Genomic DNA, 13,011 nt, shown 5'->3' with positions numbered 1-13,011 from the left:
TCTCCTTCATTATTGTTTCACGTGGAACATAGACATTTTTTCTTCTTCTTTGTTCCGCATTACCTTTTCGTCACTCTCTGTTTTATCTTTATAACCGCAGTAGTGCAATACACCGTGGGCGACAACTCTTTTGAGTTCGTCTTCAAACGAAACGGTAAATTCATCTGAGTTTTCTTTGACGCGATCGATAGAAATAAAAATATCTCCGTGTAATTCGTTTCCTACAGAATAATCGAAGCTGATAATGTCGGTCAACGTATCGTGATTCAGATATTGCTGGTTCAATTCAAGCAAATAGTCATCGTCACAGAAGATATAATTGATGTCTCCTTCTATTTTGGATTCGGAAGAAATGATACGGGAAACCCAATCGGCATAATATGCTTCGTCTTCCAATTCAAATTCCGTTTCGTAGTTAAAACTAATCATTGGCTTTAAAATATTCCTGAACCTTCTGGTTGTAATTGGAGCGCAAAGGTAAGCTTTGTCTGTTTAATATTTCAATGCTGTTCAAATAGTCCTGAAGAGAGGCCGGAAGCGCATTGGTTTGATTGTTAAACGCTTTGCGATTGGTTTCAGATTGCCGCTTCTTTTCCTCACCTTGCTGCTGGACGGCTTTTTCAAGTTTTAGCAATTCATATTTCAGATTTAATGCTTTTTGAAGCACATCGTTATTAAAACCTTTGTTAAGAAGCTGTTTCTCAATGGATTTCATCTGATCCAAAGCAGCCTGTCCGTTTCCACCCATGCCTTGTTTACGCAATTCCTTTTCAAGGGCTTCGCGCAACTGACGTTGTTCCTTATAAATTTCCATAATGGCTTTGGCATCTCCTTCCCCATCGCGTCCATCGCTATCCTGATTACCCTGACCTTGCCCGTTTCCACCACCTGAATTTCCGCTCTTTCCATTCTGGCCAGATTTACCGTTCTGTCCCTGTTGGCCTTGTCCGCCCTGACCCGGATTCTGTCCTTTTTCACCTGGTTTCTTTCCCTGTCCCGGTTTTTGTCCATCGCCGGGTTGTTCGCCAGATTTGTCTCCGGGCTTATCCCCTTTCTGCATGCCTTGTTTCATTTTTTCTCCAAGACCTTGTTGCTTTTGGATAATATCCGGCAGTTGCATTCCTGACCCTTGTCCTTGGCCCGGCTTTGGTTTTCCGCCTTGACCTTGTCCTGACATTTGCATCTGCATTTGCATGCTGTTCATGATCTGGCTGAGGAAATCGGCGAGTCTATTGGCTGCTGATATGGCATATTGCTGATGTGACGTGCCTTTCGGAACCTGTGCGTCTGCAAAAGCTTCAAGCGATTTATCCATGTTGTAATGGACATTTCCTATTTCCTCCGTTACATTCTCAGTGATTTTCGGATTCCTCAGAGACATGGCAAACAACGAATCATCCACATGGCGGAACTGCAGTTTCAAATCCTGTTGTAATTTGAGGTTTTTGTTGAACGACGGTGCATTCCTCCTGAGCGACTTAAAATCGTTCATCAAATCTTCTTCTGAAAAAGAAAATGCAAGCAAATTGTCAAGAATCTGTCGCAACATTTTTACGTCTTCTTCCAGTTGTTCCATTTCTCCACCTCCCATGCTTTCCATCATCTTGCCACCCATTTCCTTCATTTTATTGGCTGCACTTTTTTGTTTGGGCTTGGCCTTTCCGGAATCATTCTTTTGCAGTTGTTCCGTAGCTTTTTTAAGGTCGTCTTCTACGCTTTTCTCCTGAGCATCCGTGTCAGGTATATCCATTGGAGACTTGAGCTCCTTGTTGTCTTTTTCAAGGTCATCGAGTTCCTTTTTGAGATCGTCGAATTCCTTGTTTATTTCCTGCTGTGCCTTTTCGGTATTTTCCTTGTCTTTGTTGGAAAGCTCGTTTTGTTTGTCGCCGAGTTTGTCAAGTTTATCGGCAATCTGTTCGGCTTTTTTCTCAACGTAATACCGTTTGGTCAGTTCTACCAATTGTTCCAGAGTCTTGGTCTGATTTTTAGCATTCTGCTTGAACTCATCCATTTTTTCAAACAATTCTTCCTTGCTGATTTTATCATTGAGTTCCTTCAATTCGTCAAGAAGCTTTTGATTCTTCTCCATTTCCTTATCGGTCTTTTCCAGACGACGCTGCAATTCTTCCTTGAACTCGTCCTTTTTGTCCGGATTGAATTTTTCCAGGTTTTCCTCAAGCTTCTTTGCAAAATCTTTCATCATCTTGTCCTGCTGTTGCTGGCGTTTGATGAAGTCATTTACTTTTTGCTGATCCTTGAATTCAAGGCTTTCTTTTTCTTTACCCGATTGCTGGATTTTGTCGAGTTCAGATAATTGCTTCTGTTGATTCTGCAACGACTTTTCAAGGCTGTTCAGGTTGCTGTTCTGCTGTTGCAAAGCATCATCCTGTTTTTCCTGTTCGGTTTGGATCCTATTCGAGAATACAGACGATTTACTGCTTTTGTATCCGTTAAGCACATCATTATCAAATACTTCAAAGTAATAATCATACGAAATGCCTGCCTTGACCTGAAGATTCGACGGGAAAGCAAATACGAATTGATCGAAAACATCCTTTTTCACATTGATATTGGCCCTGATTGCCTGTGACGGCTGGCCTTGTGGATAATAAACGACCTGAAGTTTAGACAATCCATAATCGTCCGCAACCTGGCCTAAAACGTACTTTTTCTCTACTTTAAGGCTGTCGGGCGCATTTCCTACGTTTATGGTCGGGAATTGGTCTTTGATGACCGAAATGCGATAATTGAGCTTTTCGTAATCCTGAACTTTTTTATTCGACGTCCGGATTTGATATTCGGTGTTTTGCGTGATTGATTTTGAGAGTGAAAATGCATCTCCGTTTTTCCCGAAGGCAAGATTGCTTCCACCCGATGTATAATCGACGCGCTCTGTCGCTATGGTATTGATGTTCCACGTGATTTTGGTTCCTTCGGGGACGATTGCATTTCCGCCGCCCTGGACTTTCTCAGATTTCTTATTCAGGTACGATGGGAAATTCAGCACCATTTCAAAGTTCTCGATGGACGGAACCGTAACAACAGAAAGCTCATATTCCTTCGACTGAACCTGATTCGCCTGCACATAAAATTCAGTATCCGCTCTTGGTTTTGAAAAAACATACTGGAATTCCCCTGCTCCCACAGGTTCCATATAATAGCTTTCATCTCCAAGGAAAATCATCGCCTGCTCCGGGATTACCTTGCCCTGGGCTTTGACACGCAGCACAAAATCCTGGTTCTGCTCCACCTGAAGGCTTTTATTTAAAACGGTAAGTTCGAACGGAGCCGGCGGTAAAAACTGGCTTTGGTAATGGACAACTCGATTCAGGCTCTGGCTTAGGAATTCGTTATTCCCTGATAGCCAAAAGAACAACACGAAAAGCACCGGAAGAATCGCTAGCGGCAGGTATTTGGTATTCGATTTAAAGTTGACGGCATTGGTGAATGGAACTAGTTTGAGTCCTGATGCCTTTTGATCGATTGATGCCAGCAATAGTTCAGATTTGCTTCCATCCTGGCTCAGTTGCAGGAAATTCGTGAGCTTGTCGCTGACTTCTCCAAAATGATTGCCGATGATGACCGATGCTTCTTTGTAACCGATTCCTTTTTGCAACCGTGTCAGTTTAAAAATCGGGAACAAAACAAACCGTGTCAACAGGAAAATCTCAACGGCTACAAAAGCCCAGAATAAAATGGTCCGGTAAACCGGTTTGAGCCACAGGAAATATTCCACCGAAAGCGTAAGCAAAAAGTATAACAAACCGATTCCGACAAAAAAGATGCTGCCGCGAATGAGTTCATTTGTATAATATTTCCGGATGAAAGCCTCAAGCTTTTCGTAAATGACGTTCGATGTTTCCAAAATGGTGGAATTTGTTCCTATAACCGATAAAAGTAAGGATTTCGGTTTTAATATATGTTAAGGGATTGTTGATGGAAAAGCAGCCTAGCCCGTGATGGAAGTGGCAGCCTTTTGAAAAAAACCGCCTGCAATTGCCGCAGCGAAGGAGCGACCAACGGAAGCTCCCGAAGCGCGTTGAAATTGCGGCAGTTTTCAAAAAAGCTATAGCGCACAGCCGGAACAGCTCCTAAATGTGAAGCTAAAAGCACGAATTGTCGAGCAGTGCCGAAAAAATGTTTACGTATGAGTCGTTTACAAAATTTTGTAAACGCGATTTTTGTAAACAGGCTTAATTTGCTAAATAATTATAGTTTAATCCGGGCAATTTATGTTTTAGTGCTTCGCTTTCTTCATTTGACTGACGACTAGTATATCTTTGCAAAAATTTCTACAAATGCCAAGACCAGTTCGCGTTCGATTTGCGCCAAGCCCGACAGGCCCGCTCCATATTGGCGGTGTCCGTACGGCTCTTTTCAATTATTTGTTCGCCAAAAAACACGGCGGGACATTCTACCTTCGTATTGAAGATACCGACCAGAATCGGTTCGTTCCCGGTGCCGAAGCCTATATTTTCGAGGCTTTGGAATGGCTGGGGATTTCACCTTCCGAAACCGTTGGGAAGAATGAAAAATTCGGGCCGTACAGACAAAGCGAGCGCAAGGAAATGTACCGCGAATACGCAGATAGATTGGTGGAATTGGGTCATGCCTATTATGCATTCGATTCGGCTGAAAGTCTCGATAACCTTCGCAAAAGTGCCGAGGCTAATGGGAATACATTCATATACAATCATTCCGTTCGCGACGTACTTGACAATTCGTTGGCGCTGACTGCGACCCAAACGAAAGAGCGCCTGGAAAATGGGGCCGAATATGTAATCCGGTTTAAGATTCCGGAAGGAGAAACGTTAATCCTTACTGATTTGATCCGGGGTGAAATTAAGTTCGATACGAATTTGCTCGACGATAAGGTTTTGTTCAAAAGCGATGGCATGCCGACCTATCATCTGGCTAATATTGTGGATGATCATTTAATGGAAACGTCTCACGTAATACGCGGTGAAGAATGGCTGCCTTCTCTCCCGCTCCACGCCTTGCTGTATAAATCTTTCGGTTGGCAGGCGCCTGAATTCGCGCATTTGCCGTTGATCCTAAAGCCAATCGGAAATGGAAAATTGTCCAAACGCGACGGCGACAAAATGGGCTTTCCGGTGTTTCCACTCGAATGGAAGACAGCTGAAGGCATATCATCGGGCTATCGCGAAAACGGATATTTCCCCGAAGCCGTAGTCAATTTCCTTGCTCTTTTGGGCTGGAACGACGGAACGGAAAAAGAGCTTTTCACATTAGATGAATTGGCACAATCTTTTGATCTGGAACGCGTGCACAAAGCCGGTGCGAAGTTCAATCCGGATAAAAATAAGTGGTTCAACCATCAATATCTCGTTGGAAAACCAGATTCGGAACTGGCGGAGTACTATCTGGAAATACTGTCTGAAAAAGGGATTTCAATTTCACCTGAAAAAGCAGAACGCATCGTTTCCCTTATAAAAGACCGCGCACATTTTGTATCTGAATTCTGGGAATTATCCGATTACCTTTTTGTGGCGCCGGAAACATTTGAAGAAGGAGCCGCCAAAAAATGGAACGATCAATCGGCGGAAATCATGAGCCAATTATTCCAATTGTTGGAAAATGCACCTGGGTTTGACGCATCGGCATTGGAAACCTATGTAAAAGATTGGGCGGCAGCGAATGGAATCGGGATTGGAAAAATCATGCAACCGTTGCGCGTGAGCCTTGTAGGAAGCATGAAAGGCATTCATTTGTATGACATTCTGGAACTGATTGGCAAAGACGAAAGCATCCGCAGGATCAAATATGCCATTGCCAACTTATAAAGAAAAAGCTCCCGTAAAAAGGAGCTTTTTTATTTGCATTTCACTGTATCAGGCTTATCGAGATAATTCAGAATCGTGAGATTCAGTTTGTCCGTATCGTTCTTAAAGAGTTGGAAATGAGATGTGACTTTTGGACAGTCGGCAAAATTATCTGTTATGAAAGAGAATATTTGGTTTCGGTTTGATACTTCCTTTTCGGTTTCGCTATTTGAAAAAGTCAGCGTCTTGGAAATCTTACCATCTTCTGAAACAACTAAATTATAAAAGGTTTGAACCGATTCGAATCCGCCGCGATTCTTGATTATTTCACTTTTATTGACAGCGAGTTCCCGGTTTCCTTTTTTGGAAATGATAAAAAACAGCTTCGGTTTTTTTCCGTCCAGAATCGGTTTCATCAATTGATTTTCCATTCGGATGGAGTCTATTTCTGAATTGTTGATTTTGGAGATTTTTCCGTCCGATTCCACTTTTACGAATGTCTTTTTCGGATCTGAAATAACATATTTCACCGTTAGCTTCTTCCCACCTTTTTGATATAAGACTGGTTGGGCAACCATCTGAAAACCAAAGAACAATACGAATATCTGGACAACTAATTTCATCAGAAAAACACCGTAAGCGTACCGACCAACGTACTTGGATGTGATTTGAAATTCGCTCCCGGCTGGTCTATTTTACCAAGAAAATTAGAAAATCCGTACATATACCTGAAGCTTGCACGCAACTCACGGATACCTGCAGTAAACCCAACAGCACCCAAAAAATTGAATGAATTTACTTTTTCCATATCATTCAACGTATACGGAAGCTTGTCCATATAATAATTTTCAAAGTCTTTTTTATATCCTAATTTGCTGTTTGCCTGAAATACCGGTCCCGCCTCAATTGACAAGTGGTTGTATACAATGTTATAACTTGGCATCAGTGCAATCTGCACACCCTGGATCTTAAAGTCCGTTTCCTGGGTTGGAAATCCCGCAACCGGGGCAATTGGAGCTGAAAACTTACTTTCGAAGAAGCCGATTGTGTAGATCATGTCGAAATCATTGTAGAAATTTCCGCGTATGCCCGCTCCTACTGTCCACCCAATTCCGGATTTGTTCGTGAAATCATTGGTCTGTAAATCGAAAGATGTGATTCCCCCGAAAATACCAATCCGGTTCGAATCTTTGTAATCCATTTGGGAAAAGGCGTTGAAAGAAAATAGCGCTACAATTGGCAAAATCAGATGTCTCATAGTTATAGGGATAAAGAAGCCGCTTTTTTTGTAATTTACAGCAATACAAATAAAACCAACATCATGGAAATTACAACTATTATCATAATAGTATTTGCCCTATTTATTTTATTCGCAGCATTTTTTACGGTAAAGCAACAAAGTGCCGTTGTGATTGAACGTTTTGGAAAATTCCACAGCGTAAGGAACAGTGGTCTGCAAATGAAGATTCCAATCATCGACAGGCTTGCAGGTCGTGTTAATCTTAAGATCCAACAGCTTGATGTAATCATCGAGACCAAGACAAAAGACAATGTTTTTGTGAAGATGAAGGTCTCTGTCCAGTTCAAGGTGATACAGGAAAAAGTGTATGATGCCTTTTACAAACTCGAATATCCGCACGATCAGATTACCGCTTATGTGTTTGATGTGGTGCGTGCCGAGGTTCCGAAACTGATCCTAGACGATGTTTTTGAACGAAAAGACGACATCGCCATCGCCGTAAAACGCGAACTCAACGAGGCCATGACGACTTACGGATACGACATCATCAATACTTTGGTCACAGACATCGATCCGGACATACAGGTCAAAAATGCCATGAACCGGATCAACGCCGCCGACCGTGAAAAGACCGCAACGGAATTCGAGGCAGAAAGCCAGCGCATTAGAATCGTGGCCAAAGCAAAGGCCGAAGCAGAAAGCAAAAGACTTCAGGGTCAAGGTATTGCAGACCAAAGACGCGAGATTGCACGTGGCTTGGTAGAAAGTGTCGAAGTACTGAATAATGTTGGCATCAATTCCCAGGAAGCCTCGGCATTGATCGTGGTGACACAACATTACGATACATTGCAGGCGATTGGTTCCGATACGAATTCAAACCTGATCCTGTTGCCGAATTCTCCCCAGGCCGCAAGTGAAATGCTCAATAACATGGTGGTTTCTTTCGCCGCTTCGAACCAGGTTGGTGAAGCCATGAAAACGAAAATCAAAAACACGAATCGAAAGAGTAGGGAAGACAAGAATTCTGACTATCAGGACGATACCGAACAAAAATAAGAAAGAGGCTTTAGGGCCTCTTTTTTTATGTGGTCTTCGCTTTGAATGAATCGGCGGCTTTTTTGAGATCGGCGAGTTTCTTTTCCAAAGTGGCGACGACTTCCTGGGTTTTGTCATCTACGTTCGAAGCAAGATCATCGAAAGCTGTTTCCAGATCTGCCTTTGAACTGCTGAATTTAGATTTCAGTGACGACGCCAGTTTATCAGCTTTGTCTTTCAGTTCATCTTTTTTATCATCGAATCCATCTTTTATCTTTTTTCGGGTGTCCGATCCTTTTTCAGGAGCGAACAAAATTCCAAGTCCCGCTCCAATGACAGCTCCGAGTAAAAGTGCCGCAACCGCTTTTGAATTTCCAGCCATGATTTTTTGTGTTTTTAATTAGGAACCTAAAGTTACCTAAAATTTGAACCGAAGCGATTTTGAAGATGCCATTTTTAGGTTAAAATGAACGAAAATTCATTAGCGTAAATCTGATGAACTAAATTTTTACAAATGTATCAGAAATCGACAATTTCAAAAAAGTCGCTCAGAAGCAAAATATACGATCCGTTTTTAAAAGTAAAAAACTATCGATTTATTTTTTTCATAGATTTTTTAAATAATAAGAGCCGACTTTTGTTAGCCGGCTCTTTATAAATAAAATTGATTTGGTGTTTTTAATTATCCAAAAGCAAATCTTTGAACTTGTCTTTTATGATTTGTTCTTTATCTGCCAACTTGTAAAAAGCTTCACGAACCAGGTTGTCACTTTTCAAACTCATTCCTGCAAATTTCAATTGCTGGTCATCTTCAAGATCGTCAAGTTTTACATGAGCCGAATAGGTAAGGAGCCAGTTGGCAAAAAGCAGTGCACTTTTATTGTTATCGATATTTTTTCGAAGTGAATTCTGGATCAGGCTGAAATTTTCAAGTGAGGCGATATTCGCTGCAATGGCCTTTTCAATGTCATCCCTATCCGAATCTGAAGCCGATTTAAAATACCTGTTAATTTCTTTGAGCGAATTATTGACCAGGTTTTCTTCTTTCTTGCCTTTTTCCTCCCACGCATCCTTAAGCCCGACGGTTTTGTTAAATACCAGCTTATCAGCAGTCGAATCTTTATCTACCGTAAAATATCCGATGCGTTGGAATTGGAATTTGTCTTCGTTTACAGCAGATTTCAAACTCGGTTCAACGAAAGCATGAACCACTTTCAACGAATCCGGATTCACGAAATCGAGGAAATCTTTTCCTTTATGTGTATCGGGAGATTCGTCTGTGAACAACCTGTCATACAAACGGACTTCTGCTGGCAATGCGTGAGCAGAGCTGACCCAATGTAGTGTTCCGGCCACTTTACGCTGGCTGGCTTCGGTTCCGCTTCCGGATAGACTTTCCGGATCATACGTGGCGTGAATTTCTGTGGTATTTCCGTCGGAATCCTTTACAACAGCTTCTCCCTGAATAATATAGCCATTCTTTAAACGCACTTCTTTTCCTATCGACAACCTGAAAAACTTGGCTGGCGCTTCTTCCATAAAGTCTTCGCGCTCAATGTAGATTTCTCTTGAAAATGGTACTTTCCTGAAACCGGCATTCTCATCTTCCGGATTGTTTTCAGCTTCAAGCCATTCCTCTTTTCCTTCGGGATAATTCGTAATGATGAGTTTCACCGGATCGATGACCGCCATAACCCGAGGCGCAATTTTATTCAAATCTTCACGGATGCAGAATTCCAACAGCGACACATTGATCAGGTTATCGCGTTTTGCAATCCCGATCGTATTGGCAAAATTCCTAAGTGAAGCTGCCGTATAGCCACGTCTGCGCATACCCGAAATAGTTGACATACGCGGATCGTCCCAGCCGGAAACGAAATTTTCAGTAACCAGTTTGAGCAATTTCCGCTTGGAAACAACCGTGTGGCTCAGGTTACGTCTGGCGAATTCACGTTGTTTCGGACGCACTTTCTTATCGTCAAAAATCTGGTCGAGGAACCAATCGTACAATTCACGGTGCGGCAAAAATTCAAGCGTACAAAGCGAATGGGAAATCTGTTCGAGATAATCGCTTTCACCGTGAGCCCAGTCATACATAGGGTAAATGCACCAATCGTCGCCGGTTCTGTGGTGGTGTTTGTGCATGATTCTGTACATCAATGGATCACGCATGAGCATATTCGGAGATGTCATATCGATTTTGGCACGCACAATATGAGCTCCATCCGGAAACTCGCCGTTCTTCATACGTTCGAACAAATCCAAATTTTCTGCTACAGATCTGTCGCGATAAGGTCCTGCTATTCCAGGTTGTGTCGGTGTTCCTTTTTGTTCTGCAATTTCTTCAGAAGATTGACTGTCAACATAAGCTTTACCTTTCTTTATCAATTCGACTGTCCAATCGTAAAGTTGCTGAAAATAATCAGAAGCATAACGTTCCTCAGCCCAGGAATAACCCAGCCATTCCACGTCTTTCTTGATGGAATCGACAAATTCCTGTTCCTCTTTTTCCGGGTTCGTATCGTCAAAACGAAGATTTACGGGTGCGTTATAGGATTCGCCAAGCCCAAAATTTAGTGCAATGGAACTCGCATGTCCAATATGCAGATAGCCGTTAGGTTCTGGCGGAAAACGGAACCGTAATTTGCTTTGCGGCAATCCGTTCGTTAAATCATCTTCTATGATTTGCTCAAGGAAATTGAGCGATTTTTCTTCTGACATGATAGCATTTTGAAAGTGCAAAGGTAGGGAAAGTTCGGAAGTTAGTGGTTCGGAAGATTGTAAGTATTTGAAGCTAATCCCGCTGTCTGCTATAGCTTTCTCAAATCGTGGTTTGTTGCGGCCAAATGTCGAGAGCTCCCGGGGTCGCTGCACATTTGGGCAACAAATCCGGCGCTTTTTCAAAAGGCTGCCGCGTCCATCGGGGCTAGGCAATCGGGTCGAATTGAAACCTTATCTTTGCGAGGAACTTTTTACCTTGTCATATCAAAATGGGAATCATCCGCCTCAAAAACATCCGAACCTTTTCACGCCACGGCTGCCTGCCGGAAGAAACCAAAATCGGTTCCGAATATACCGTAGATCTTGAAGTCAAAGCAGATTTGTGCAAAGCATCTGTCAGTGACGAACTCGCGGATACTGTTGATTATGTACTTCTCAATAGAATCGTAGTGAACGAAATGGCAATTCCTTCCAAGCTTCTGGAAACAGTCGCCAAACGAATTGTGGACCGGATTTTCACCGAGTTGCCGCAGGTTTCGACAATCACCGTATCTGTTTCAAAAGTGAATCCGCCTTTGGGTGGCGATGTGGAAAGTGTCAGTGTCGTTCTGGAAGAATTCAGGTCCTGACTTCATTAAATAAAAAAACCCGCAAGAAATCTCACAGGTTTTTGGAGGCATCGAGCGGATTCGAACCGCTGTAAGAGCTTTTGCAGAGCCCGGCCTAGCCACTCGGCCACGACGCCATTTTGTACAGGTGGGCAAATGTAGGCAAATCTTTCAAAAATTAAAACGTTTGCCTTAAAAATTCGGGTTAATCGTGTTGTTCGAGTTTTTCCAAGGCTTTATCCACAATCTTGCGTTCACGCGGAAACCAACCTTGTGCCAGCAGGAAAACACCACAAATGATAAGTACTACACTGATTCCTTTTTTGATCAGCAGGATATTATTCGGCGTCAAATAATTTCGTAATCTTTTGGCCAGCAATATCTTGAAAACATCAATGATAAAATAACTCAGGATTACCGAAGCGAAAAAAGTGAACATACGAACCGGTTTGAGTTCCAATCTCGGTCCCATGGCTATGATGATCGCAAGCCAAAATCCCAATACACCAATATTTATGAAATTGAGGAAAAATCCTTTGATGAACAGGTTTAAATAATTGGTTTTGGCAAGTTCCGCGGGATCTTCCGGGTCAATATTCTTACTCGATTTTTTGTTTTTAGCCAGGTTGATGATGCCGTACGTCAGCATCACAAGTCCACCGAAAATGAATAAAGCCGGATCGTCCTTAATAGCTTCCAGAAGTTTATAGGAACTGAAATAGGCAATCAGGATAAAGATCACATCAGCCACAACAGCACCCAAATCGAAACAGACTGCAGCCCTGAAACCCTTGACAACACTGGTTTCAAGCAATACGAAAAAGACAGGGCCAATCAAAAAACTCAGGAAAAATCCAAGCGGAATCGCGGCGAGAATGTCTTCTAAAAGCATAAATGTTGTGGTGGTTTGTCAAACAAATATAACCGAAAAAATCGATTGCGAAATGATCTGTTATCAGTCGGCTAAATCTATGCTCCCGCCAAGTATCGATTTCTGGTCAACGGTTTGTGGCTTTCCGTAAATGGTAATGTTTCCACCTGCTTTGGTTCGGGCTTTTGCCAGTTTGGAAGCATTGACTTCGGCTTCCCCGCCGGCATTTATGCTGACATCTGTATTTTGTGTCTGAAGTTCTTTGGCATAAACCATTCCGCCGGTACCTATTGAAATTTCCTGTTCATCGGCCTTTCCGGACAAACGTATCGTACCGCCGGTTACCGATTTCACTTTGAGCAATTCCACGTCGAGCATCAATTTGATTTCCGCTCCTTCTTTGGCAACTACTTCCAGTTTGGCCGATTCTATGGTGGCCTGGCTCGAAATATAGGTACCTTCGCTTCCATCGATGCTACTCAATGATTTATAGTAGATTTTGGCCTGAATTTCTTCTCCCTGCATTAATTTTTGTGGTGGCAAAGCCAGTTTCAATTCACCGTTTTGGTTTGCCACGATAACGTCTTTGGCGCGTGAACCTGTGATTTCCACTTTATTTGAAGATGACGGGATCAATTCTGCTGAAATCCTGTCATAAATCTTGACTTTGGTAAAATCGCCCGGATCTTTTGTAACCTGGGCCGATGATGTAATTGCAGCTAAGACACTAAAAAATAGAATGATCTTTTTCAT

Annotated in this window: 11 protein-coding genes and 1 tRNA gene; 3 read left to right on the top strand and 9 right to left on the bottom strand. The window is 42.5% G+C overall.

All coding sequences use genetic code 11. The features are described from left to right. Positions 1-9 precede the first annotated feature (9 nt). A complete protein-coding gene (gene ybeY, locus G6047_RS10275; RefSeq protein ID WP_169527516.1) occupies positions 10-429 on the bottom strand; it encodes an rRNA maturation RNase YbeY in 420 nt (139 codons plus the stop codon). Further along, the gene (locus G6047_RS10270) at positions 422-3,865 is read right to left on the bottom strand and encodes a DUF4175 family protein (RefSeq protein ID WP_169527515.1); all 3,444 of its coding nucleotides are present in this window, start codon (positions 3,863-3,865) and stop codon (positions 422-424) included. Before G6047_RS10270 ends, ybeY begins: the two co-directional genes overlap by 8 nt. A 433-nt stretch (positions 3,866-4,298) precedes the next feature. On the opposite strand from G6047_RS10270, the gene gltX reads away from it, so the two are divergent. Then, entirely contained in the window at positions 4,299-5,804 is a 1,506-nt protein-coding gene (gene gltX, locus G6047_RS10265) for a glutamate--tRNA ligase (RefSeq protein WP_169527514.1), read from the top strand. A gap of 29 nt (positions 5,805-5,833) precedes the next feature. Here gltX and G6047_RS10260 read toward each other — a convergent pair whose 3' ends face one another. Further along, entirely contained in the window at positions 5,834-6,406 is a 573-nt protein-coding gene (locus G6047_RS10260) for a hypothetical protein (RefSeq protein WP_169527513.1), read from the bottom strand. Beyond that, positions 6,406-7,041, bottom strand: a complete 636-nt coding sequence (locus tag G6047_RS10255; RefSeq protein ID WP_169527512.1) for an outer membrane beta-barrel protein — start codon at positions 7,039-7,041, stop codon at positions 6,406-6,408. The genes G6047_RS10260 and G6047_RS10255 overlap by 1 nt, the downstream gene beginning before the upstream one ends. 63 nt (positions 7,042-7,104) lie before the next feature. Between G6047_RS10255 and G6047_RS10250 the strand changes: the two genes are divergently transcribed. Further along, a complete protein-coding gene (locus tag G6047_RS10250; RefSeq protein WP_169527511.1) occupies positions 7,105-8,079 on the top strand; it encodes an SPFH domain-containing protein in 975 nt (324 codons plus the stop codon). A gap of 25 nt (positions 8,080-8,104) precedes the next feature. Here the strand turns inward: G6047_RS10250 and G6047_RS10245 are convergent, their stop codons facing one another. Together G6047_RS10245 and G6047_RS10240 are read right to left on the bottom strand one after the other, a co-directional pair. Continuing rightward, positions 8,105-8,440: a YtxH domain-containing protein gene (locus tag G6047_RS10245; protein WP_169527510.1), complete on the bottom strand. Its 336-nt coding sequence runs from the start codon at positions 8,438-8,440 to the stop codon at positions 8,105-8,107. A gap of 296 nt (positions 8,441-8,736) precedes the next feature. After that, positions 8,737-10,782: a glutamine--tRNA ligase/YqeY domain fusion protein gene (locus G6047_RS10240; RefSeq protein WP_169527575.1), complete on the bottom strand. Its 2,046-nt coding sequence runs from the start codon at positions 10,780-10,782 to the stop codon at positions 8,737-8,739. A gap of 266 nt (positions 10,783-11,048) precedes the next feature. On the opposite strand from G6047_RS10240, the gene folB reads away from it, so the two are divergent. Then, positions 11,049-11,408 carry a dihydroneopterin aldolase gene (folB, locus tag G6047_RS10235; protein ID WP_169527509.1) on the top strand — a complete coding sequence of 120 codons (360 nt, stop codon included), beginning with the start codon at positions 11,049-11,051 and terminating at the stop codon, positions 11,406-11,408. Positions 11,409-11,450: 42 nt separating this feature from the next. Here the strand turns inward: folB and G6047_RS10230 are convergent. From G6047_RS10230 to G6047_RS10220, 3 genes are all read right to left on the bottom strand, one after another. Beyond that, positions 11,451-11,524 (bottom strand) — tRNA-Cys (locus G6047_RS10230). 68 nt (positions 11,525-11,592) lie between these two features. Then, positions 11,593-12,279: a LysE family translocator gene (locus tag G6047_RS10225; RefSeq protein WP_169527508.1), complete on the bottom strand. Its 687-nt coding sequence runs from the start codon at positions 12,277-12,279 to the stop codon at positions 11,593-11,595. Between the two features lie 63 nt (positions 12,280-12,342). After that, entirely contained in the window at positions 12,343-13,011 is a 669-nt protein-coding gene (locus tag G6047_RS10220; protein WP_169527507.1) for a head GIN domain-containing protein, read from the bottom strand.

Origin of the sequence: Flavobacterium silvaticum (genome assembly GCF_012911565.1) — a bacterium.
GTDB lineage: Bacteria > Bacteroidota > Bacteroidia > Flavobacteriales > Flavobacteriaceae > Flavobacterium > Flavobacterium silvaticum.
The sequence above is the reverse complement of the archived record's forward strand: the minus strand, read 5'-3'. Positions and strand labels throughout refer to the sequence as shown.

Bases quoted from the DNA above. Each gene is read 5' to 3' on its own strand.
- ybeY (WP_169527516.1), bottom strand. From the start codon at position 429: ATGATTAGTTTTAACTACGAAACGGAATTTGAATTGGAAGACGAAGCA.
- G6047_RS10225 (WP_169527508.1), bottom strand. From the start codon at position 12,279: ATGCTTTTAGAAGACATTCTCGCCGCGATTCCGCTTGGATTTTTCCTG.
- gltX (WP_169527514.1), top strand. From the start codon at position 4,299: ATGCCAAGACCAGTTCGCGTTCGATTTGCGCCAAGCCCGACAGGCCCG.
- G6047_RS10255 (WP_169527512.1), bottom strand. From the start codon at position 7,041: ATGAGACATCTGATTTTGCCAATTGTAGCGCTATTTTCTTTCAACGCC.
- G6047_RS10245 (WP_169527510.1), bottom strand. From the start codon at position 8,440: ATGGCTGGAAATTCAAAAGCGGTTGCGGCACTTTTACTCGGAGCTGTC.
- G6047_RS10220 (WP_169527507.1), bottom strand. From the start codon at position 13,011: ATGAAAAAGATCATTCTATTTTTTAGTGTCTTAGCTGCAATTACATCA.
- G6047_RS10260 (WP_169527513.1), bottom strand. From the start codon at position 6,406: ATGAAATTAGTTGTCCAGATATTCGTATTGTTCTTTGGTTTTCAGATG.
- G6047_RS10250 (WP_169527511.1), top strand. From the start codon at position 7,105: ATGGAAATTACAACTATTATCATAATAGTATTTGCCCTATTTATTTTA.
- folB (WP_169527509.1), top strand. From the start codon at position 11,049: ATGGGAATCATCCGCCTCAAAAACATCCGAACCTTTTCACGCCACGGC.